This is a genomic window from Psychrobacter sp. NPDC078501 (assembly GCF_044900935.1).
Classification (GTDB): domain Bacteria; phylum Pseudomonadota; class Gammaproteobacteria; order Pseudomonadales; family Moraxellaceae; genus Psychrobacter.
In genome coordinates this window covers 1-21631 of the sequence record NZ_JBJDOS010000005.1, presented here as the reverse complement: position 1 = coordinate 21631, position 21631 = coordinate 1, and the positions used below count along the sequence as shown (strand labels likewise).

General features: G+C 39.7%; 20 protein-coding genes and 3 pseudogenes. 14 read left to right on the top strand and 9 right to left on the bottom strand.

What is annotated here, in order from left to right; all coding sequences use genetic code 11:
- Positions 1–11 precede the first annotated feature (11 nt).
- The 11 genes from rplR (at position 12) to rplQ (ending at position 6193) form a co-directional block, all read left to right on the top strand.
- The gene (gene rplR / locus ACI2IW_RS09830; RefSeq protein ID WP_057758713.1) at positions 12–362 is read left to right on the top strand and encodes a 50S ribosomal protein L18; all 351 of its coding nucleotides are present in this window, start codon (positions 12–14) and stop codon (positions 360–362) included.
- A 2-nt stretch (positions 363–364) separates the two neighbouring features.
- On the top strand, positions 365–880 hold the full coding sequence (gene rpsE, locus ACI2IW_RS09825) for a 30S ribosomal protein S5 (RefSeq protein WP_057758716.1): 516 nt from the start codon (positions 365–367) through the stop codon (positions 878–880).
- 20 nt (positions 881–900) lie between these two features.
- Complete coding sequence (gene rpmD / locus ACI2IW_RS09820; protein WP_057758718.1) at positions 901–1080, top strand: 50S ribosomal protein L30; 180 nt, start codon at positions 901–903, stop codon at positions 1078–1080.
- Positions 1080–1520, top strand: coding sequence for a 50S ribosomal protein L15 (gene rplO / locus ACI2IW_RS09815; protein WP_057758719.1), 441 nt, complete (start codon positions 1080–1082; stop codon positions 1518–1520). Before rpmD ends, rplO begins: the two co-directional genes overlap by 1 nt.
- Positions 1521–1539: 19 nt before the next feature.
- Positions 1540–2871 carry a preprotein translocase subunit SecY gene (secY, locus tag ACI2IW_RS09810; RefSeq protein WP_404693603.1) on the top strand — a complete coding sequence of 444 codons (1332 nt, stop codon included), beginning with the start codon at positions 1540–1542 and terminating at the stop codon, positions 2869–2871.
- Positions 2872–2901: 30 nt separating this feature from the next.
- Positions 2902–3018, top strand: a complete 117-nt coding sequence (gene rpmJ, locus ACI2IW_RS09805; protein ID WP_010196721.1) for a 50S ribosomal protein L36 — start codon at positions 2902–2904, stop codon at positions 3016–3018.
- A 251-nt stretch (positions 3019–3269) separates the two neighbouring features.
- Positions 3270–3626, top strand: a complete 357-nt coding sequence (gene rpsM / locus ACI2IW_RS09800; protein WP_021813384.1) for a 30S ribosomal protein S13 — start codon at positions 3270–3272, stop codon at positions 3624–3626.
- A gap of 20 nt (positions 3627–3646) precedes the next feature.
- The gene (gene rpsK, locus ACI2IW_RS09795; RefSeq protein WP_045454458.1) at positions 3647–4036 is read left to right on the top strand and encodes a 30S ribosomal protein S11; all 390 of its coding nucleotides are present in this window, start codon (positions 3647–3649) and stop codon (positions 4034–4036) included.
- Positions 4037–4084: 48 nt separating this feature from the next.
- Positions 4085–4726, top strand: coding sequence for a 30S ribosomal protein S4 (gene rpsD, locus ACI2IW_RS09790; RefSeq protein WP_301449228.1), 642 nt, complete (start codon positions 4085–4087; stop codon positions 4724–4726).
- Positions 4727–4806: 80 nt separating this feature from the next.
- Positions 4807–5814 (top strand): DNA-directed RNA polymerase subunit alpha, encoded by a 1008-nt coding sequence (locus tag ACI2IW_RS09785; protein WP_021813386.1) that lies wholly within the window; start codon positions 4807–4809, stop codon positions 5812–5814.
- Positions 5815–5833: 19 nt separating this feature from the next.
- Positions 5834–6193 carry a 50S ribosomal protein L17 gene (gene rplQ / locus ACI2IW_RS09780; protein ID WP_021813387.1) on the top strand — a complete coding sequence of 120 codons (360 nt, stop codon included), beginning with the start codon at positions 5834–5836 and terminating at the stop codon, positions 6191–6193.
- A gap of 111 nt (positions 6194–6304) precedes the next feature.
- Here rplQ and ACI2IW_RS09775 read toward each other — a convergent pair whose 3' ends face one another.
- The 7 genes and pseudogenes from ACI2IW_RS09775 to ACI2IW_RS09745 all read right to left on the bottom strand — a co-directional run bounded on the left by ACI2IW_RS09775 (position 6305) and on the right by ACI2IW_RS09745 (position 14372).
- Positions 6305–6925 (bottom strand): L-threonylcarbamoyladenylate synthase, encoded by a 621-nt coding sequence (locus tag ACI2IW_RS09775; RefSeq protein WP_404693537.1) that lies wholly within the window; start codon positions 6923–6925, stop codon positions 6305–6307.
- A 232-nt stretch (positions 6926–7157) separates the two neighbouring features.
- Positions 7158–7529, bottom strand: a pseudogene (locus tag ACI2IW_RS09770) (elongation factor P hydroxylase); the annotation flags it as partial.
- 394 nt (positions 7530–7923) lie between these two features.
- Positions 7924–8421 carry an elongation factor P hydroxylase gene (locus ACI2IW_RS09765; protein WP_057758727.1) on the bottom strand — a complete coding sequence of 166 codons (498 nt, stop codon included), beginning with the start codon at positions 8419–8421 and terminating at the stop codon, positions 7924–7926.
- A 103-nt stretch (positions 8422–8524) separates the two neighbouring features.
- Positions 8525–8944 carry a hypothetical protein gene (locus tag ACI2IW_RS09760; RefSeq protein ID WP_057758729.1) on the bottom strand — a complete coding sequence of 140 codons (420 nt, stop codon included), beginning with the start codon at positions 8942–8944 and terminating at the stop codon, positions 8525–8527.
- A gap of 1 nt (position 8945) precedes the next feature.
- Positions 8946–10985, bottom strand: coding sequence for a hypothetical protein (locus tag ACI2IW_RS09755; RefSeq protein WP_057758731.1), 2040 nt, complete (start codon positions 10983–10985; stop codon positions 8946–8948).
- Positions 10982–12943, bottom strand: a complete 1962-nt coding sequence (locus tag ACI2IW_RS09750; RefSeq protein ID WP_057758733.1) for a hypothetical protein — start codon at positions 12941–12943, stop codon at positions 10982–10984. Before ACI2IW_RS09750 ends, ACI2IW_RS09755 begins: the two co-directional genes overlap by 4 nt.
- Complete coding sequence (locus ACI2IW_RS09745; RefSeq protein ID WP_057758735.1) at positions 12936–14372, bottom strand: site-specific integrase; 1437 nt, start codon at positions 14370–14372, stop codon at positions 12936–12938. Before ACI2IW_RS09745 ends, ACI2IW_RS09750 begins: the two co-directional genes overlap by 8 nt.
- A 267-nt stretch (positions 14373–14639) precedes the next feature.
- Between ACI2IW_RS09745 and ACI2IW_RS09740 the strand changes: the two genes are divergently transcribed.
- On the top strand, positions 14640–15584 hold the full coding sequence (locus tag ACI2IW_RS09740; RefSeq protein WP_057758737.1) for an Arc family DNA-binding protein: 945 nt from the start codon (positions 14640–14642) through the stop codon (positions 15582–15584).
- 106 nt (positions 15585–15690) lie between these two features.
- Positions 15691–16439: pseudogene (locus tag ACI2IW_RS09735) on the top strand (IS5 family transposase).
- Positions 16440–16739: 300 nt separating this feature from the next.
- On the opposite strand, the gene ACI2IW_RS09730 reads toward ACI2IW_RS09735, so the two are convergent.
- Positions 16740–18899 (bottom strand): protein-disulfide reductase DsbD domain-containing protein, encoded by a 2160-nt coding sequence (locus ACI2IW_RS09730; RefSeq protein WP_057758740.1) that lies wholly within the window; start codon positions 18897–18899, stop codon positions 16740–16742.
- A 113-nt stretch (positions 18900–19012) separates the two neighbouring features.
- Positions 19013–19894, bottom strand: a complete 882-nt coding sequence (locus ACI2IW_RS09725; protein ID WP_404693536.1) for an IS982 family transposase — start codon at positions 19892–19894, stop codon at positions 19013–19015.
- Between the two features lie 217 nt (positions 19895–20111).
- Here ACI2IW_RS09725 and ACI2IW_RS09720 point away from each other — a divergent pair.
- Positions 20112–21336 (top strand): annotated as a pseudogene (locus tag ACI2IW_RS09720) (IS3 family transposase).
- The last annotated feature ends 295 nt before the right edge of the window (positions 21337–21631 follow it).

Here is a 21631-nt window from a genome sequence, read left to right as displayed (position 1 = left end):
GGTGAGTTGAAATGTTTGATAAAAAAGCAGCTCGTCTGCGTCGAGCTAAGAAAACACGCGCGCATATCCGTTTCTTAGGCGTTCATCGCTTAACGGTTAACCGCACGTCAAAACATATTTATGCCCAGATTATCTCTCCAAATGGTGGTGAAGTGATTGCTCAGGCATCTACCTTAGACAGCAGCTTGCGTTCAGGCGCGACTGGTAATGCTGATTCAGCAACGTCTGTAGGCCAAATGATCGCAGAACGCGCAAAAGCAGCTGGCATTACTAAAGTTGCCTTTGACCGTAGTGGTTTCAAATATCATGGTCGAGTTAAAGCTTTAGCAGAAGCTGCTCGCGAAAACGGATTGGAGTTTTAATCATGGCTAGAAATGATAAAAATGATAAAAATGAACAGACTGACGGTCTAGTAGAACGCTTAGTTACCGTTGATCGCGTAGCGAAAGTTGTTAAAGGTGGTCGTATTTTCTCTTTCACTGCATTGACTGTAGTGGGCGATGGTAATGGTCGTGTAGGTTTTGGTCGTGGTAAAGCACGTGAAGTGCCAGCTGCTATCCAAAAAGCACTAGAAGCTGCCAAACGTAATATGATTACTGTTGAGCTAAATGATGCAACTTTGCATCATCCAATCAAAGCACGTCATGGTGCTAGTAAAGTCTACATGCAACCTGCATCTGAAGGTACTGGCGTAATCGCTGGTGGCGCAATGCGTGCTGTATTAGAAGTTGCTGGTGTCAAAGATGTTTTGACTAAATGTTATGGTTCTACCAATACTGCTAACGTTGTTCGCGCAACGTTTAACGGTTTACGTGATATGTCAACTCCAGAGAAGATGGCAGCTAAACGTGGTAAATCTGTAGACGAAATCTTGGGTTAACTTAGACTAGGTGAGTTACGATGAAAAAAATGAAAGTCACTCAATTTAAATCGGGTGCCCATCGCCTAAAGAGCCACAAAGCGAGCTTGAAAGGATTGGGTTTACGCCGCATTAATCACACTGTTGTAGTAGAAGATACTCCTTCAACACGTGGCATGGTTAATCGCGTTAACTACATGGTAAAAGTGGAGGAAGCGTAATGGGTCTTAGATTAAATGAATTATCACCAGGTGTTGGCGCAAAGAAAACTGCCCAACGTCGTGGTCGTGGTATCGGTTCAGGTCTTGGTAAGACTGGTGGTCGTGGTGTAAAAGGTCAGAAATCTCGTTCAGGTTCTAGCATTCGCTCAGGATTTGAAGGTGGTCAAATGCCTTTATATCGTCGTCTACCAAAATTTGGTTTTACCAGTAAACTGGCTATGAAGACTGCTGAAGTACGTCTTTCTGAACTGAATAAAATTGAAGGCGATGTAGTTAGCCTTGAAACACTTAAAGCTGCTAACCTTATCCGTCACGATATGAAACGTGCTCGTGTAATGCTATCAGGTGAAGTCACTAAAGCTTATACTTTCAAAGGTATCAAAGTGACTAAAGGTGCTAAGCAAGCAATCGAAGCTGCTGGTGGTAGCATCGAGGAGTAGTAACGTGTCAAAGCAATCAATGTCATCGGCTGGTATACCGCTTAATCCATTCGCATTTATACGCAAGTATGATGAGCTATGGTCGCGTTTATTATTCTTAATCGGCGCATTGATTGTTTATCGTTTAGGGTCGCATATTCCAGTGCCGGGTATAAACCCGGTTAACTTGGCTGATCTGTTTTCGCGCAACGAAAACACCATTTTGAGCATGTTTAATATGTTCTCAGGTGGTGCGCTAGAGCGTATGTCTATCATGGCACTTGGCATTATGCCATATATCTCAGCATCGATTATTGTACAGATGATGTCTGCAGTATTGCCATCGCTTGAGGCTCTCAAAAAAGAGGGTGAAGCAGGACGACGTAAGCTAAACAAGTACACCCGTCAGGGAACGCTTGCTTTAGCACTAGTACAGTCATTAGGAATGTGTGCTGGTTTGATCAGCCAAAACCTTACTTTATCATCTGGTTTGACCTTTTATATTCCAGCCGTTACTTCATTAGTAGCGGGCGCAATGTTCTTGATGTGGCTTGGTGAGCAGATTACAGAACGTGGCGTTGGTAACGGTATTTCAATGCTCATTTTTGCGAGTATTGTGGCTGGTACACCAGGTATGATTTCGCAATCTATCGAACAGGTCAATCAAGGTCAAATGAACTTGATTGTACTATTTATTTTTGTACTACTGGGAATCGCGGTAACTGCAGGTATTGTTTATATTGAACGTGCTCAGCGCCGTGTCCCTGTTAACTATGCTCAGAAACAACAGCAAGGCCGCAAAATTTACGCTCAGCAGCAGTCACATTTGCCGTTGAAGCTTAACATGGCAGGGGTTATCCCAGCTATTTTTGCAAGTTCTCTATTGTTGTTTCCTGCAAGTTTAGGGCAGTGGGTAGGTCAATCAACTGATCCTACCTTTGTACAAAAGATATTACAAAATATGGCATTGGTGTTGTCTCCAGGACAGCCGCTGTATCTAGTATTGTTCGGTGCAATGATTATTTTCTTCTGTTATTTTTATACGGCATTAGTATTTAGCCCTCGTGAAGTAGCAGAAAACCTTAAACGTAGTGGTGCTTATATTCCAGGTATTCGCCCAGGACAACAAACTCAGCGTTACCTCGATCATGTATTAAACCGACTGACCTTTATTGGCGCGATGTATATGACGGTTATTTGTTTAATGCCAATGGTCGTCCAGTCATCGTTTGGTGTACCGTTTCAACTTGGTGGTACGTCGCTACTGATTATGGTGGTTGTGGTAATGGACTTCATCTCGCAGATTCAAGCGCATTTGATGACCCATCAATATCATGATCAGACGTTAATTCAATCGCCCACTCAATCTTAATGAGCGGTACGATATTTCAAGGAGCATGCTATGAAAGTTCAAGCATCAGTTAAAAAGATTTGTGGTAGCTGTAAAGTTGTGCGCCGTAAAGGCCGTGTACATATCATTTGTACGGCAGAACCGCGCCACAAGCAACGCCAAGGTTAATATCTAGTATCAAAAAGTTTTAAACTTTTGTTACTATATAAATTAATACTTGAAAAATAACGGCGGATGGGATATCATCCGCCACTTGCCGTGTTTATACAGAATGTTTTATAATGGTTTTTAGATACAGGCTTTTACTAAATGCTAGTATCAAAAGTTATTATAGAGTGTGTAGTATCAACAGCAACAATTCTGAAAAATAATGCCTTATTGATAAATAACGCTTATTTTTCTTTAATGGAGAGAAATCAATGGCTCGTATTGCCGGCGTAAACATTCCGGATAATAAGCATGCTGTTATTTCACTAACTTACATCTTTGGTGTAGGTCGTACCACTGCTCAGAAAATCTTAGAAGCAGTTGGCATTGCCCCTACTACTAAAGTTAGCCAGTTAGATGATACACAGTTAGATGCTATCCGTGCACAAGTTGCAAACTACATGACTGAAGGTGATCTTCGTCGTGAAGTTTCAATGAATATCAAGCGTTTAGTTGATCTTGGTTGTTACCGTGGCATCCGCCATCGTCGTAACCTACCAGTTAGAGGTCAGAACACCAAGAACAACGCTCGTACTCGTAAGGGTCCGACACGCCCTCTCAAAAGATAATTAACTTAGGAAGCTAAAAGATGGCAAAAGACACTCGCAGTCGCAAAAAGGTGACTCGTCGTTCAGTATCGGAGGGCATTGCCCATATCCATGCGTCTTTTAATAACACCATTGTTACGATTACCGATCGTCAAGGTAATGCATTGGCTTGGGCCACTTCAGGTGGACAAGGCTTCCGTGGTTCACGTAAATCTACACCATTTGCAGCTCAGGTTGCAGCTGAAGTCGCTGGTAAAGCGGCTCAAGAATACGGTGTTAAGAATATCGACGTTTTGGTCAAAGGACCAGGACCGGGTCGTGAGTCTGCGGTAAGAGCACTAGGTGCATTGGGTTATAAAGTTAACAGCATCTCTGATGTAACCCCAATCCCACACAATGGTTGCCGTGCGCCGAAAAAGCGCCGCGTCTAATATTAAAGACGAAGCTTTTTATTCCAAAAGCTTATAGGAGACATAACAATGGCCCGCTATATTGGACCAAAACTGAAATTATCACGTCGTGAAGGTACAGACTTAGGTCTTAAGTCTGGCGTTAAACCATATGACGTAAAAACGAAAAAAGCTGGTCGTCCACCAGGTCAGCACGGTGTAAGCCGTAACAAGACCTCAGAATATGCTCTACAGCTGCGCGAAAAGCAGAAAGTTAAGCGTATTTATGGTGTATTAGAGCGTCAGTTCGCTAACTACTATAAAGAAGCTGCTCGTAAGCGCGGTGCTACTGGTGAAAACCTTTTAGCTATGCTTGAGAGCCGTCTAGATAACGTTGTATATCGCATGGGCTTTGGCTCAACTCGCGCTGAAGCACGTCAACTAGTTAGCCATCGTACCGTAATGGTAAAGAAAGCTGGCCGTGATGAGTTTGTTCGTGTGAACATTCCATCAATTCAGCTTCAAGATGGTGATGTCATCGCTATCCAAGAGAAGTCTCGCGAACAGCTACGTATTAAAAACGCTATTGAACTAGCGTCACAACGTGGCATTCCAGAATGGCTTGATGTTGATCACAGCAAATTACAGGGCACGTTCAAAAAAGCGCCTGATCGTATTGATCTACCTGCTGAAATCAACGAAAGCTTGATCGTTGAGCTATACTCTAAGTAATAACGTAATGCTCAATGTTATGAAAATAACATTGAGCACTCAACGTTAATTAAACCAGTTTAATAAATCGAGGTGACATCATGATGCTAAATGCAACTGAGTTTCTAACGCCGAATGCCATTAATGTGGATACGGTTAATGAAACGATTGCGAAAGTCACGCTCGAACCGTTAGAACGCGGCTTTGGGCATACCCTAGGTAATGCTCTGCGTCGCATCTTGTTATCTTCATTACCTGGTGCTGCAGTCATTGAAGCTGAGATTGATGGTGTTGACCATGAATACTCTACGCTTGAAGGGCTACAAGAAGATGTACTTGACTTGCTTTTGAACTTAAAAGGTTTGGCAATTACGCTTCATGACCAAAATGAAGTATTTTTGACCTTGGATAAACAAGGTCCAGGCACTATTACTGCTGCAGACATCGCGTTACCGCACAATGTTGACATCATCAATCCAGAATTGGTCTTGGGTACATTGAGCGATCGTGGTCATCTTAAGATGCGTTTGCGTGTAGTGATGGGTCGTGGATATGAGCCAGCAAACCAGCGCCGTGAAGATGGTGATACTAAAGCAATTGGACGTTTAAAGCTTGATGCAAGTTTTAGTCCTGTGCTTCGTGTTGCTTATCAGGTTGAGAACGCTCGTGTAGAGCAGCGTACTGATCTTGATCGTCTTATCATTGAGCTTGAAACTAATGGCACTATAGATCCAGAAGAAGCAATTCGTAAAGCAGCCACTATTTTACAACAACAGATTTCTATCTTTGTTGACCTAGAAGCTGAAGAAGCGCCTGAGCCTGTGAAAGAGAAAGAAGAGGTTGATCCGGTGCTATTACGCCCTGTGGACGATCTTGAACTAACGGTTCGCTCAGCCAACTGCTTGAAAGCTGAAAACATTTACTATATCGGTGATTTGGTACAGCGTTCAGAGACTGAACTTCTAAAAACCCCAAATCTTGGTAAGAAATCATTGACAGAAATCAAGGACGTATTAGCGTCTAAAGATTTAGAGCTCGGTATGCGCCTAGATAACTGGCCACCAGCTGATTTACGTGTTGATGATCGCTTTTCTTATCGTAGCCGTTAAACTTTAAGGATTTTTGACTATGCGCCATCGTAAGAGTGGAGTCAAGCTGGGTCGTACCGGCAGTCATCGTAAGGCAATGTTTCAGAACATGACTAACTCATTATTTGAGCATGAACTGATCAAAACAACTTTACCAAAAGCTAAAGAACTACGTCGCGTTGCCGAGCCATTGATCACTATGGCTAAAGAAGACAGCGTTGCTAACCGTCGTTTAGCGTTCAGCCGTATGCGTAGCAAAGCTATGGTAGGCAAATTATTTGGCACGTTAGGTCCTCGTTACCAGACGCGTCCAGGTGGTTATTTGCGTATCGTAAAATGCGGTTACCGTGATGGTGACAATGCGCCAATGGCTTATGTAGAATTGGTTGATCGTGACTAGTTTTACACCTAAGACATATTCCCATAAAAAAGCTCCAATGCAATTGGAGCTTTTTTTTGTCTTAAATTTGACTAGATATACTAGTAGTTGTTTAAAGCAATAACTAGCTGTTTAGAGTAACAACGAATCGACATTGGCAGCACCTTGCCTGATAACTTCAGGAACGCTGCTAGTCATATCTACGATAGTAGTAAGCTTGGTCGTCTTTATACCTGCATTGATCAGTCCGTCGATTTGATTGACTAGTAAGTCTTCAATCTCAAATGGGTCATCCAAAATATCGTCTCGATTAGGCAAAATCAGTGAGCTGGTTAAGATAGGTTCATCCATCGCTTCTAATAATGCTTGAGCAATGGGGTTACTAGGTACACGAATACCAATGGTTTTTTTCTTTGCATGTGCCAGTTTTTTCGGTACGTCTTTGGTAGCAGTAAGGATAAAAGTAATTGGGGCAGGTGTGTGGGCTTTCAGCTGTTTAAATTGCACATTATCAACTGTTGCATAATTGGCGATTTCGCTTAGGTCGCGGCATAGCAAGGTAAATTGATGCTTATCATCGAGTTCACGGATTTGCTTAAGCTTCGCTAGAGCATCCTTTGCACCCAAACGGCAACCAAAAGCGTAACTGGTATCAGTTGGGTAAATAATTAGCTGATCTCTGCGCAATAGGTCAGCGGCTTGCTCAATGAGACGTGGCTGCGGATTATCGGGATGAATATAGAAGATTTCCATAGTGGTTCCTTATTTTATAATTATTGGTTTTTAATTGAGACAAATTTTTCATTAACTAAATGTGGTTCAATCATTAGTTATATTAGAAAAACTATTCTAGAACTAAAGCAGATCGATATCTTTAAAATATCACTTCAATTATCAGTATAGCTCAAAGCAGATATAAGTTTAGTGGCAAGGCGTTACCAACCGTAGAAAATCGTTAATAAGTAGGGACGCTTAGTAATGTGAATTAAGCGTTGGTTTCAGATGAAGAAGTGCAAGCGCTAAGTAACGCAGTCAGTAAAGTCTTAGCGTCACGCGGCAGAGTATGAGGTTTGGCTATATAGCTTTTTACTTGCTGATAGACATCAATAGCAAAGGTGCTACTACTAGTGTCGAAGTCGGCAAACAAATTATCTTGTGAGACTTGGAAATTTCGTCCACACGCCAAGGTGAATAAACACTCTAATGCTTGAGGTTTGATTTCTACACGCTCAAATGCCTGCTGCTGCGCCGCTGATCGTCCATCTGGAGCATACCAGTAGCCAAAGTCAGATAGTTGTCTACGAGCGTCACCAGCCACGCACCAATGACTCAACTCTAGTAAACTCTTAACTATAAATGTACATTACTAAGTTATTGATTGATAAAGAAGTAATTGTAATGATGTAAAATCAGCTTCTTGATAAAAAAATGTACAATATTCCTCATAAAAGGAGATATTGTACATTAAGTGAGTCATTGGAATTATCACTTTTCAAAGCACTAAGAAGCTTATATTAGCCGTGTATATACAATCGAGACATATCAATATTTTATTTTTGATGAATAGATCGGGACTTTTTGTTGGTTCTTCTCTTAGTAGATATTCTTTGTTTTTTCAATAAAATTGGGAAGGCTAGAATATTTACTATAGTTATCATCGGCTGAATAGTAGCCTGATGAATATACTTCACATGACTGCTTTGAAATTTTAAAATTAAGTAAGTATGAATTTGCAATATGTAGTTAATAAACTAATTATCCCTTAACGTAGAAAAATCTGTATGCATTAATGTTTCTAAAGCTATTCTAGCCGTAGGAGGAGGATTCGTAATCATCTCTTGATAATTAACTTCTAAGTTTTTTAGAAACACCTCTGATATCGGTCGACCTGAAAAATCATCAAAGCTAGGTGAAAAATGTATACCTATAGCTTCACACATAGCCTTTTCTAAGCCTTGAGGTCTTGCTTCAACCAATTGAAATAGCTCTTGCTCTTCACTTGTTCTACCACATTCAGTATACCAGTAACCATAGTCATCTAATTTGCGTCGTTTTTGCCCTGCCAAACAGTAATGAGCAATTTCATGTAATAGGCTTCTTGGGTAGTTTTCTTTAAAAAAGATCTTCGCATTTGTATCTGCTTTTGGCGCTTCATAGTAGGGTTCATCTACTCCACCAATTATGGTTAGAGTAGGAAAAAGATGTTCAAATAAAATTTTTAGTTTGTTACACAAATGATCGTCATTCATAGGAATACTTTTAAGGCATCTTAATAGCCGTAATATGAGAAATAAAGCTTTAGAGAGGCTTTATTCATAGATTGTATTTGAGCTAAACAGGAACAAGATTAAGCTATTTATTAGATCTTTTCACTAATCTTATATGTGGAGAATCTGCTAACTCTCTTTGAAGTTCAAAATTCTGTCTTAGAATGTTAAGATAATCTTGCATTATAATGTCATATTCTTCTTTTATCATGTCGTATTTCAAATTAGCTTTGATTTTGAGCTCTTTTTCATGTTTTAACTTAGTAGAAGTATTAGGTTTTTCTTGAGCACGATTTTTGCGTTCTTCTTCCGCTTTTGTTATTGCTTCGCAAAGTTCTGGATATCTCTCATTACGGACATACCCTTTTCCTTTACCTGCCTCTCTACCTACAGCGTCTCTAGTAAACTTAAACCGTGATGACTTTGTATTGACAATTTTGGCTGTACCATCTTGTAGACGATTCAAAGCATCCCAATAAGCCTGTTCTGCCTGGCTAGTTTTCATGTTATTTCTCTTGATTTACTTCTAATACTGAAAGAAGACTGTCTATTTTTTTAATACTCACTTCGTATTCATGATGAACACGCTTTGGAATATCTAAAGTGAGTTGAGACTTATAAAAATCTTTAGTTTGTAGCAAAATACTTTTGGATTCTGGTGAAAACACCGCATTTTCACAGCTAATACAAGCAGATGCCAATACACCAGCACCTTTATCACAAGGTTTAATAGACATACATCCGCCAACTAAAGTAGATCGATAACGAATTTTGCCATTTTTGACTGCTTTCTTAGTACTATTTCTATTATCTAAGAACTTAGGAAGCTTATTCTCTACTTTTCTTTTTTGTAGATTTTTACCAGCTGCACCAGTTAGTGTCACCCTGCTATCTAACAATTCATGCAAATTATCTGACTCTACTCTTGCTTGGGCCTCCTGCCATTCCTTTTGCATAGCTTTGACTTCAGGGCCGTTGCCTAAAATATTTATCGCTCTAGAGTTTGAGTCCGTGTAATAGACTGTCATCATCATGCTTATATGTTTTAGCTGGGATTTAAGAGTAGGATATGAAACATAACCACTAGAAGCAGCATACACGGCTAAGGAGCGTCTAAACTGATGAAAGCCTAAAGGCCAAGGCTTACCTAATTTAATATTATTAGATATTTCATCGCCGTATAAAAATTGACTGACTTCCTTTAAGTCTTGTTCTGAAATTAATAAGTGCTCTGATGACATTATTTTTTGAATGAGGTTGCTATTTAAGGCAGTTGTTGCATAATCAAAATGCGGATGAGGCTTTCCAGATTTCCCATTTTCAATTGAAAAAAACAACGGTAACTTACTCTCATCTTCTGCCACCTGACTCTTATTAGCAGACCAGTTCAAAGCTCCTTGAGTGATAAATTTAGCTGCTTCAAAAGCTTCTTCAACAATTGAACCTGTTACCCATTTTGTAAATCTTGGTACTCCATTACTTTCCAATTTTGTTGTAGTTGACCATACTACAGGTATATTCCCAGTATCGGAATGAATATGTCTTAGCCCGTTGAAAGGGATAGATAGTAATTCATTTTTACGCATACCTGTAAACGCAGCTATAACAAAAGCGCTTTTCATCTGTATTTGACCTAAGCTGATTGTTAAACTTAACCAATTAGCATTCTTGATGATGTTTAAATCTGTTAATTCTGCTAAAATCTTAGTTAGCTTTGTATCTGTCTTCAAAGCAGTTTGCCAATAAAATCTGATTAAGCTTTTTTGTGATTTAGTAAGCTTACTCATAGGTACACTCTGATCTAATCTTAATGCTTCATCTCTTACTTTAGTACGTGCAGAAAAAACATATGAGATCTGCTCAGCGTGCTTATTAAAAACCTGCAAACTTTCAATGGTATCTTTTAGCAGGTTCTGATAAATACGTGAAGGAATGATCATGGTTTGAAGACTTTGAGAAGTCTCAGGGAAAGATTTTCTAGTCTTTCTTAGTTTGCTTGAAAATTCTTTTGAAGGTTGCATGTTACACCAAAAATTACTTTGATTTAAAACAGATGCTGTATCAATAAATCTTTGTATCTTGCCTAAATGCAAACCTATTTGTTTCTCCGTCGAACTATTAGTTACTAGGAAGTCGATTGCACTACTGTCAGTAAATATATTATTAAAGTCAATATTATTGTTTACACAGTAACTAATTAGGAAGGATATAGCGACTATATCACTATTCAATTTTGACATAGAACATCCATTCATCTCACAATTCCAATTGAGAGTAAATACCTTCAAAAACTTAACTGCTGATTTGAATTTTTTGCCGTCGGTATTAATAGATGAGGATAGGTTCCGAATTTTAGTTCTAAAATTAATAGTTCTATGTGAATTGCTAGTAGCACTATAGTCCCAAATATCATCAGAGAATAATGATAAAGCATCTCCACTCTTGGAAAGCGTTACAATCAAACCAGATGATGGGTTTTCGATTAGGTCTTTAGATATTGGTTGTATCTCTTTAACGAGGGGTTCACGCATCATTGTCTTGGTCATAAACTTAAGCTTTTTCTGTTAGATTCTGAGGCTACAGTGAGAAAATTTATATGCTCATCCCAATACTCATTATAAATTTGCATTTTTATTTTTTGTTCAGCATCATCAACGAGTTCAATTACTCTATTATCTTTTCCTTTAAGAATATTGATAATCTCGTCAATTCTAAATAGTGATGGTTCTATAGAGAGAAGATGATATTCAGGATCATCACGAATCATAGAAGACTTTAGTAGAGCCTCCTTCAAACTTAATAGTTTATGTATATCTTCAAAATCTATATGAATTGCAAAAAATTCACAGAACAAACAACTTTCAAATGTAGCACAGGAAGGGTTGGGGGCTTCATTATTAAAGCCCAATGCCTTAACAGGATCATTATCTGATAGGTTAGAACAAGATCCTGCTGGTATTTTCTCCGTATCATAGTTAGTTGAAGTCTTGATAGATATAGTTTGTTCATTAGTTCGATTAGACCTAAGAACTGCGGTAATCATTTTTTCGTGATAATGATTCATCTCTATTGCTTGAGACTCAATATCGATCGAAGTGTAAGATTTAGCTACTGTAGTTAAAGAGTTATTCAACTTCCTAGCTACTAATGACAAATTTCCTTTAGAATGTTTTATGTAGTATTCCGCACATAGGTTTCTAATGTCTCTAGCAGTAACCCTTTTAACCCCTTTAAAAAGTGGAGTATTGTCGTCAATAGAACTGACAGAGCTACGTGCAAAACGCTTTAATTGACGATGTTCTCCAATACGCATAAACAAGTATTCTTGACAGTCTCCAGGAAGATGAAGGTTATCAACCCACTCTCTAAGTTTCAAATACTGTATGAGATAACGTTTTAAGTGAGAAGGAGCGGAAAATTCAATCTGTCTACCTGCTCGATATTTATGTTTTTTAGCAAAAGTTGATAAGCCAAGGTTTTCCAAATTTAAATCAGATATTTTCAAATCAAGTGTGGGTTGTATATTAGCAGCAGTGAAAGAAAGGTAAATGTAATAAAAGCAATATGTACATAGGTTATAAGCATAAATTTTTCTAGAGTCTAAATTCTCATTGATCCATGTATTTCTGTTGTTTATTAATGTGTTTTTATAGAAATCTTTCTTAGTATGCTCACAATTATAATAATTTGATAAAGCATTTTTTACCTCATTAAAGGGTAAGGGTTCACCACTATTGTAGAAGCAATTAGGTAGTTTCTTTATGCCATATTTTCTAGTTGAATCCCAATAATAATCATTACTTGATGATTTTGCTAAAGTAATAGGTATAGGGTAGATTTTATTTAATATGGCGTATGAGAATTCATTAAAGTATGTAATGCAGGTTTGTAAGAAGTTTTTGAAGTCTTCTAATGAGGAGTCTCTTTCTTTACTGTTATGCCCCATATGACGATGCTTGGGAATAATACTAAGTATATCGATATCAGATAAGTTATAAGCGATTTTTATGAAATCTCTTGCAGTATTTAGCTTGTCATAAAGAGTTGTAGTGCTTATAGATTTTGCACCACTTAAACGCGCCTTTTGATAGAGATTAATTTGATAATATTTATAATTAGATGCTAAATCATCTAAAGTAAGAGGCTTAGAGCCTTCAAAATCACAAAAATCAAAAAAATATCTTAAATTATGAAGGTAACCTCGCACCGTTTCATCTCTCAACCCTTTTTGAAGGATTTCCCTAAGGTACCTTCTCAACCATTCTACACGTTCTATAGACAATGTTGATTCATCAACTAGGCCCGTAATATAGCTCTTAGTTTTATCTCGGGAATGACCAGAATCGTTCTCTCTATTGGTATAGCAGACTCTACCAATATCGACTTTAAAGGACACACCATCAGCTCTTGAACCTACAATTACTGTGTATTGAGGATCAACGATATCTTCTATTTGCTTAGTGCTTATCTCAATAAGCTGCCTGTCATTGAAAGAATTAGACATTATATTCGCCCTTATCAAATGTTACGCCGAACGTATCTTGTATATCATTGAATTCTTTTACTTCCGAGTCGAATTTTAGATAGGCCTCAGTGGTTGTTAGGCTTCTATGGTTTAACCTTTGTCTGACATGATCAAATATCTTAGAATCAGGGTATTCCTTAGCTCTAAGGTTTCTTACGATATTCATCCCATAGGTAGCACGCAAATCATGGAATGAAAAATTTTGAAGACTTGGTTCAAATTTTTGAACCTTGGAAATGAATTTTTTTAATTCATTTCTTAAAGATTGGCCGTTTTTAGGTACCATAACGGGCGCTTCAGTGTTCCAAACTGGTTTAGGGTTGTTACGATTACGATCTATAATTTCTCTTTCAGCAGTTAAATAGGGGTTTCCAGTTCGAGTTAAAAACACATAGTTATCGTCAGTATTTGCATAAAAGCTGTTTATATTTTGTCTTCTATGTTCCGCTCTTTCGCAATCTATATATGTTGCTAAATGATCAATTAGGTTACGTGAAAACATTAAGCGGTTTAGTCGCCCACCCTTTGAATCTGTTCTGTATTTATATCCAGTATTTATCACGGCATAATTTGAATCAGCATTTTGTTCTAAGTAGTGGAGAGCAGTTTTGATACAAGCAATAGAGAGAGTGCATACGCTTTGTTGTCTAGCTCCTGTTCCGAGAGCTATTCTTATCATTAGCTCTAACTCTATTGACGCATAGTTTTTATCAAATGCCCTGAAAATAATTTCTTGTTCTTCAGAGCTTAAAGGACGCAGACTGCCTCCATCTCTCAACTTACCTAGTGATGGTAAGGGTTTTCTGCTGCTTCTTAGCTTGAGATCATTTGTAATAACACTAATATTCCTCATTATTCCTACATTATTATGAATAGGTATAGAAACCTTCCTTTCTCTAAAGGGCTTATTCTCTATATCAGACTGAGATACGAATGATTGATGCTGTATATAATTATAGAAATGAGCAACAGAGGACAGAATGTTATTAATGTATTGAGAGCTAAAGTCGTGCTGTTCTATTACAGCCTGTAAAAAAGCTTTGAATTTGCGAGGAACTCTTTGCTGATACTGGGTAGGTAAGTCTAAAAAGTGTTGGTTACTATGTTCTAGGTACTGTAGATAGTATTTTAGGTGGATAGCTCTTGCGGATAACGTTTTCATATTTGAAAGCGCAGGAGTGTCTAGTTGTCCCATGAGATATAGGTTACCTATTTTCCAAGGTAAACCATCTGATTGAATGATAACAGGCATTCTGAAGTGATAATCTGAGTTAGCTAAAGAGCTAAAAGTGTAATCGTAATCATTAGCCTGAGCAGTCTTTGACCAATTTGCATTCTGCAATCTAAACCGTCTTAGATAAATTACTTTTGCATTAGAGTCAAAAAGGTCTTTAAGAGAAGGTTTCATCTCTTTTCTAGTTCACTGAGTTCTTTGGCTTTAAACATAAGCTTTTCTATATATTGAGATAACGAATGGAACTGGTTCTTTGCATCATTTATGGCAAAATTCTTAAGTTCTTTAGGTACCCGGACGTTCATCTGAACCTTCTGATTTGACATGTATTTACCTCTTTAGGGTTTGTTACATAATATGATAGCATTATGCTATCATTGCCGCAAGTTCCTTATGGTAATATTATTTGTTTTAAATTCAATATTCTATTTGGGCTTTAAAATGTCAAAAAATGTGCAGTTTAATTTAAGAATTCCTACTGAATTGAAAGCCCTGATCTCCGATGCCTCAAAAGTTAGTGGACGTTCAATTAATGCCGAGGCACAGTATCGACTAGAAAAATCTTTTGAAGGTCAAGAAGGAAGTTATATCGAAGCTATCGACGATTTAAAGAGTTTTTTTGATGCTCATTTACGTAGCGATCGCTTAAATCTACTATCTGGCAAACTAAATTTCCTCTTGAGTGAAGCTAAGGCAACTGATAGTTTTCATACCCCAAGTATTTCTAGAGTTGCTGAGGCCCTGGGATACAATAGTGTGGGCGTTACTGAGGATTGGTTTGAAGGGCGAAAAGAGCCATCGTTTAACGAATTAGAAAAATTAGCCACATACTTTGGATGCCAAAAGAATTGGCTCGTTCATGATGAAGGAAGGCCTTTCGCAAAAGAAACATTTGAGTTTGGTTATGATATTGAAGAGAATGCTAGAAGCTTATTAAAAGGTAATAATGAAGATGAGGTTAAGTTGGTCTGGTTTGCTCGGAACAATACTGAAAACGGTGAACTAGTTATTATCAAGCATTACGATAGTTGGCATGGTTTGGTTCTAGACTCTCGTGTGCATGTCAGTGACAAAGTAGGTATAGGTGGCTCTGAAGACAGAGCGCTCCTATCCTTAACATTAAAGTATCTTTGTAAGTACCATATCTCAAAGATCAGAGGAGCAATAGTTTCAGAACCAGACTTTAACGAATTAATTTGGGCCAAACAAAATCCGATCAAAGTAATTGATAAGTATCGTCACAATTCTTGGATTGAAGATATTTGGGATAGGTCAATGTATTCAAAGAAAGCTAATAGTTACTGGAAAGGATGGAGTGAGATGTGCATGTCTAATGAACTTTATATTAGTGGACATGAGATTTTATCTAAAATATCTATAAAGTAATTTGAGATAAAATAAGTATGCCATACTAGGGCGTGTCATCAATTAGCATAGATATTTCAGAATAAGCTATACTTAGATCGTATTTAGGAATTTGAGCTCAATGACTATGACAAGACGACATGCCCTACGTGATGACCAATGGGAGAGAATTAAAGACATTCTACCTGGTAAACCAAGTGACGTTGGTGTTACTGCAAAGGATAACCGCTTGTTCGTAGAAGCGGTTCTGTACCGTTACAAGACCGGCATACCTTGGCGTGACCTACCTGAACGCTTTGGCGACTTCAGAGTGATTCATACTCGTTTTAGTCGCTGGTCAAAAAAAGGCGTATGGAAGCAGGTTTTTAATCAACTCTCTGAACAATCCGATGACGAATATGCCATGCTAGATGCCACGATTGTTAAAGCCCACCAGCACAGTGCTGGAAAAAAAGGGATCAAGCCATTGGACGCAGCAAAGGTGGACTGAAGACTAAAATACATACTCGAACAGATGCATTAGGCAATCCTACTGGCTTTTATCTAACAGGTGGGGCAGCTCATGACCTGTGTGGCTCAGATGAATTGCTTGATGTCAGTATTAGCCAAACGTGGCTTGCCGATAAAGCTTACGATGCTGATGCCCGCGTTATTGAACCGATTAAAGCAGTGCAAGGTAATGCAGTTATACCATCTAAGTGTCATCGGCTGCAGCCAAGAGACTTCGATAAAGAGCTTTATAAAGCGAGGCACCTAATAGAGAACTTCTTTGCCAAGATTAAGCAGTATCGTGCGATTGCCACTCGCTATGATAAGTTAGCCAGTCATTTCCTTAGTGCCATTCACTTAGTTTCTTGTGTCGTTTGGCTTAATTGATGACACGCCCTAAAGAAAATCAATAAATATGGACGTGCAAGGTAGCCATTACTCGTGGTAATGCGCCTTTAGCAATGTTGCTTTATTGTAATGAAAATAAGGGCACTATACTAGCGTTATTGCGAGCAAATACTGATGTAAATAATAAGGTAAGTAGTAATAAATAATGCTAAACCAAGGATTTAGCGTCTATGTTAAAAAGGCTATTTAGTAAGATTGAAAAAGACAACGTCCTATTATCAAAGGACGTTGTCTTTTTAATGGGTAGAAATGATGTGGAATTTATCTACATTTAAACGATTAATTTAGCGCGGTTAAGGTTTGCTCAAACGCTGCGCGCCCGATTTCACCCACTTGCTGATTGACCAATTGCCCGTCTTGATAATACAGCAATGCTGGCGGACCAAATAGTTTATAACGCGCTAAGATTGCTTTTGAATCAGCCGTAGTCTCCGTGATATCAAGTCTGACCAATTGCCAATCTTGCATTTGCGCAGGGCGATTATGAAATAAGTTTTTCTCCATAATCCGGCATGCAATACACCATTCGGCGGTGACATCGACCAGCACTTTAGGATTGGCGGCGACAATGGCATCTAACTCAGCAAGCGTAGTAACAGTTTTATCTGTTGCATTACTCATGGCTGGTTGATCAGCAGTCGTCTGCATCACCGGCGCGGCGCTTAATGACGCGAGCGGATGCAAGCTGTCGTCATTGCCCAATGCGGCGCCGACGATTAAACACGTCGCCCAAATACCAGCGATTAAGCCTAGCGCTTGGGTCAGCATCCGACCTTTGCCTAGCCAGCTCCACGCCCACATCGCCACGACCATAAACCACAGCGCCCAAACCATCAGCATCACAGGCGAGATAAAGACGCGTTCAATTAATAACAATGCCACGGCAAAAAGCAACAAAGCAAAGCCCTGCTTGACCCAATTCATCCACTCGCCTGCTTTTGGCATGATTTTACCTTGGGTCGCGCCAATTAAGATAAGCGGCGCCGATAAACCAAAACCGAGCATAAATAAAGCGGCAAAGCCAAGGAGCGGACTTCCAATCGTTGATACAGCAAGCAGCGCCCCAAATAAGGGTGCCGAAACGCATGGCGATACCACGAGCGCCGATAAGAATCCCGCAATTAAACTGCCACCCGTACTACCAAGTTTGCTATCCCCCGCTTGGCTTAGACCCTGCATTTTACTACTGATAAATCTCGGCAGACGAATGCTAAATACGCCCAACATATAAAGGGCTAATAAGACAAAAACGATGGCAAACCCAATTAAAATAATCGGATTTTGTAGCCAACCGATAATGCCTAACGATTCGCCAAATACCGCAATGACCGCGCCTAAAATACCATAAGCGATGGCAACACCAATAGCGTAGCTGGTCGTTAAAATAACACCGCGTTTTACCGTTGGATTGTCTTCACGCGCGACGATATTGGCAACAATCGGTAGCATCGGTAACACGCATGGCGTCAATGCCAAGACCAACCCTGCCAAGAACAATAACACCAATGCCAACCACGGATGCGAAGCTAAGCCAAAAGGGTCACTATTAATGGCGTTATCAACGACAACGGTATTGTTTGTTGCAGTTGTAGCGCTATCGTTTGCTGGCATATTACTTGTGACATTGTCGCCTACAACTTCTTCATCGGCACCAGAGATGGTATTGCTAGTACCAAGCTCTGCATCTAATGCTTCATCATCTAACAAAGCGTAATCAATCACCTCGTCATCTGGCGTAGTTTGCTCTGTAGCAAGACGATCAGTATCAGTCGCCTCTGTAGATGCTTGCGCAGTTTCTGCATTGCTGTTATTGCTCGCAGAAACTGTAGCAGTGCTACTTGAACTATTGGCTGCCGATTGTGACGCAGCAATTTTGACCGTGGTTTTTATTTTCTCCGGTGGATAACAAAGTCCTGCTTTGGCACAGCCTTGCCAACCTATCGTTACAGCGGCATTATTTATCGCCTTGCCATTACTACTGCTCAAAACGGTGCTAGCAACCATATTGGCTTGGTCAAAGACCAATACTTGACCAAAGGTCGGATCATCTATGGAGATAGGCTTTTGGCTAAAGCTAAAAGGTGCAGCGCTCACGCCAGCAGGCAACGTTAGCTTAATTTGGTCTTTATAAACATAGTGCTCAGGCGTAATGTCAAAGTTAATGGCTAAGCGCGTGCCATTATTGACAGGTTTACTACTGCTACTGACCTGAAACGCTTCATCAACAGGCAAAAATTTCGGTTGGGTCGCGCTTTTATCACTGCTAAATAAATCGCCCAATCCTGCCGCTTGCGATGCCACTGGCACGGCCGTCAGCCCAGTCGCTGCTAGCCCTGTCAATAATGAACCCGCGCTGAAAGCGAACGCCAACAGATAAGATTTTTTCGACGATTTATTTTGCGTTAATGACGGAGACTTTTCTGCGCTCTTAAGGGACATGAAGGGCTACCTATTATTTCCAATATTCGAATTGACCAATTCACTGTCTGTATGGACTTGTCTATTTACAACCCCAGTTCGGGATAAGCCACATTATAACTCATTGATACTATTTACAATGTTGCTACCTGTCCCTGCTGAGGCATATTTTTGATGGTGGGTTTATAGGGAAACCAGCAATAAGCAATCAAACCTGACAGCAAGTTTGTGATAAACCCCGTCACACTACGATGGCGTGAATGCTCAATCTGACACAAGTTTTTAAGCTCTCCAAACACCGTTTCAACCAAAGAGCGATGATTGAGTAGTGCCTCATCCATAGGCTCAAGTAATTGGGGTTTCATATTACGCCGAAGTTTAGTGATCAACGTGGTATCAGTGTGTTTTGTGAGCCACTCGTTCAGGGCTTTACTGATATAGCCTCTATCACCGAATAGTTTTCCAAATAAAGACGTTGCCATATCCTTAACAGGCACTCTGTCATCCGTATTACCCGCAGTGACTTTAACAGATACAAGCTCGCCCTTATGATTGATAATGGCGTGCAGCTTAAAGCCATAGAACCAGCCCATGCTGCTTTTGCCTCGGGTTGCAAGTCCTTCAAAGACTTTATGACGGTAGATACGTTTGTTATGACAAACTGCTATCTTGGTTGAATCAATATAGCTGATACCCGTACAGTCGCCCATCATGCTTTGCAAGTAGCTGCACAGTGGCATGATACTGCGCGGCACAAGCTCTATAAATCGCGAGTAGCTCGGCAGATTTGGAAACGCCCGTTTCATCATGCCAAGCATGTGATGGTAGTAAAAAGACTTAAACGGTCGATACCGCAGTTGATGAAACAGTACCAAGATGGTCATAATCTCTGCTACACTTATCTGGCATGCTCTTAACCTTTGGTGTCCCGTTGCGATTAAATGAGCGTCAAACTCAGGTTTGAATTGCTGATAAAAGTCGTCAATATGGCAGTATAGTTCGGTTAGGTTGTCCATGTAAGAAGTCCTTGTTGTGAAGTTTGTCTTGGTAAACTTACTTTAGCAACTTTGGACTTCTTTTTTATCTTTTTTTTGAGTGCTTATCCCGAACTGGGGTTATATTATATACAACATACTACAATATACTATTAAGGGATACAAAATCATGGTGAGCTATGCTGAAGAAACCGTAGAGATAAACTTGGTAAACTAAGCGTATTGACAGGAGTTTACCATGACCAAGAAAGTAAGAACCTACAGTGACGAATTTAAAGCTGAAGCCGTCAAGAAGATAGCGGATAACAACGGCAATATTTCAGCGACCGCAAAGCAACTTGGCATCGCCATGCAAACGCTATCCAACTGGCAGAACAAAGCTAATCAAGGCAAGCTTGTAGGAACAAAGCAGTATGACCCTGAACTTATGAGTGCGCTTGAAGAGGTAAAACGCCTAAAGCGACAGCTTAAAGTTGCCGAAGAGGAACGCGAAATACTAAATGAGGAGGGATAAAGCGAAGCACTGCTTCGCCCCGACGTAAGGGGAGAGCTATGCTCGAGTTGGCGACGGCGTACTTCGCGAGAAACAGTTAGTCAGGTACGCCTTTATCAAAGACAACCAGTTCCTCTTTCGCATCACCACTATGTGCCGTGTGTTAAGGGTTAAGCCATCAAGCTATTACGACTGGCTAAGTCGTGATCTCAGCGACCAACAGATACATCGCAACCAGTCTGAATTACTGGTTAAAGCGGCTCACAATGAAACGAAAGAACGTTATGGCGCAGATCGACTGCATGCTCATCTAAGCGAGCAAGGCCATAACATTAGCCTGTATATGGTAAGAAGCATCAAAGAGCAACACGGCATTAAATGTCGTCGTCATAAGCGCTTTAAAGTCACCACCGACTCCAATCACAACAAGCTGGTCTATCCAAACGTACTGGATCAGAAGTTTGATGCTAAGCGCCCTAACGAGTCGTGGGTCAGCGACATCACCTATATCTGGACGAATGAGGGTTGGCTGTACTTAGCAGGGGTCAAAGACTTATACACCAAAGAGCTTGTCGGTTACGCTATTAACAAGCGTATGACCGCAGATTTAGTTTGCAAAGCACTAAATATGGCCATCAAGAGTAAACGTCCAAGCAAAGGGCTAATCGTTCATTCAGACAGAGGCAGTCAGTATTGCAGTCACGCCTACCACAAGACCATTAAGCAGCATCAATTTATAGGCTCAATGAGCGGCAAAGGCAACTGTTTCGATAACGCTCCGATAGAAAGCTTCTGGGGCACATTAAAGAATGAGCTGGTATATCATCAAGACTATAAAACAAGGTTCACAGCCATCAATGATATTATCAGTTATATCGAGCTGTACTACAATCAGACGAGGATTCAAAAGGGTTTGGGCTATCAATCGCCAAGACAGGTGTGGTTTGATTATTATCGTCAAGCTGCGTAATTAAAATCTCCCAAGTTTATGTATACGGATTTGACGGCAGGGGTCAATAGTTTAAAACTTTTATATTTACGTGCGTTAGGACGTTACCTAGAAAAAATAAAAAACTTACACTGATTAAATTATTATGATTAAGTTTACTATTACCCTCGTCTTCTAAGTGTGGTTAGACCTTTGCCAAAATAGCTTAGTAGTAATAACAAGGTTATTATTATCAAGATAGGATAATTTCCCATAAGCATAAAGGGCGTGTTACCAACCCGTGCCTGTATCTCACCACGTAGTACAGTACGCTCAA

Excerpts from the sequence above, each read along its gene's own strand:
- rpsM (WP_021813384.1), top strand. The coding sequence starts at position 3,270 with ATGGCTCGTATTGCCGGCGTAAACATTCCGGATAATAAGCATGCTGTT.
- rpmJ (WP_010196721.1), top strand. The coding sequence starts at position 2,902 with ATGAAAGTTCAAGCATCAGTTAAAAAGATTTGTGGTAGCTGTAAAGTT.
- ACI2IW_RS09730 (WP_057758740.1), bottom strand. The coding sequence starts at position 18,899 with ATGTCCCTTAAGAGCGCAGAAAAGTCTCCGTCATTAACGCAAAATAAA.
- ACI2IW_RS09745 (WP_057758735.1), bottom strand. The coding sequence starts at position 14,372 with ATGAAACCTTCTCTTAAAGACCTTTTTGACTCTAATGCAAAAGTAATT.
- ACI2IW_RS09740 (WP_057758737.1), top strand. The coding sequence starts at position 14,640 with ATGTCAAAAAATGTGCAGTTTAATTTAAGAATTCCTACTGAATTGAAA.
- ACI2IW_RS09785 (WP_021813386.1), top strand. The coding sequence starts at position 4,807 with ATGATGCTAAATGCAACTGAGTTTCTAACGCCGAATGCCATTAATGTG.
- rplQ (WP_021813387.1), top strand. The coding sequence starts at position 5,834 with ATGCGCCATCGTAAGAGTGGAGTCAAGCTGGGTCGTACCGGCAGTCAT.
- rpsK (WP_045454458.1), top strand. The coding sequence starts at position 3,647 with ATGGCAAAAGACACTCGCAGTCGCAAAAAGGTGACTCGTCGTTCAGTA.
- ACI2IW_RS09725 (WP_404693536.1), bottom strand. The coding sequence starts at position 19,894 with ATGGACAACCTAACCGAACTATACTGCCATATTGACGACTTTTATCAG.
- rpmD (WP_057758718.1), top strand. The coding sequence starts at position 901 with ATGAAAAAAATGAAAGTCACTCAATTTAAATCGGGTGCCCATCGCCTA.
- ACI2IW_RS09760 (WP_057758729.1), bottom strand. The coding sequence starts at position 8,944 with ATGAAAACTAGCCAGGCAGAACAGGCTTATTGGGATGCTTTGAATCGT.
- ACI2IW_RS09750 (WP_057758733.1), bottom strand. The coding sequence starts at position 12,943 with ATGTCTAATTCTTTCAATGACAGGCAGCTTATTGAGATAAGCACTAAG.
- rpsE (WP_057758716.1), top strand. The coding sequence starts at position 365 with ATGGCTAGAAATGATAAAAATGATAAAAATGAACAGACTGACGGTCTA.
- rpsD (WP_301449228.1), top strand. The coding sequence starts at position 4,085 with ATGGCCCGCTATATTGGACCAAAACTGAAATTATCACGTCGTGAAGGT.
- rplO (WP_057758719.1), top strand. The coding sequence starts at position 1,080 with ATGGGTCTTAGATTAAATGAATTATCACCAGGTGTTGGCGCAAAGAAA.
- rplR (WP_057758713.1), top strand. The coding sequence starts at position 12 with ATGTTTGATAAAAAAGCAGCTCGTCTGCGTCGAGCTAAGAAAACACGC.
- ACI2IW_RS09755 (WP_057758731.1), bottom strand. The coding sequence starts at position 10,985 with ATGACCAAGACAATGATGCGTGAACCCCTCGTTAAAGAGATACAACCA.
- ACI2IW_RS09775 (WP_404693537.1), bottom strand. The coding sequence starts at position 6,925 with ATGGAAATCTTCTATATTCATCCCGATAATCCGCAGCCACGTCTCATT.
- ACI2IW_RS09765 (WP_057758727.1), bottom strand. The coding sequence starts at position 8,421 with ATGAATGACGATCATTTGTGTAACAAACTAAAAATTTTATTTGAACAT.
- secY (WP_404693603.1), top strand. The coding sequence starts at position 1,540 with ATGTCATCGGCTGGTATACCGCTTAATCCATTCGCATTTATACGCAAG.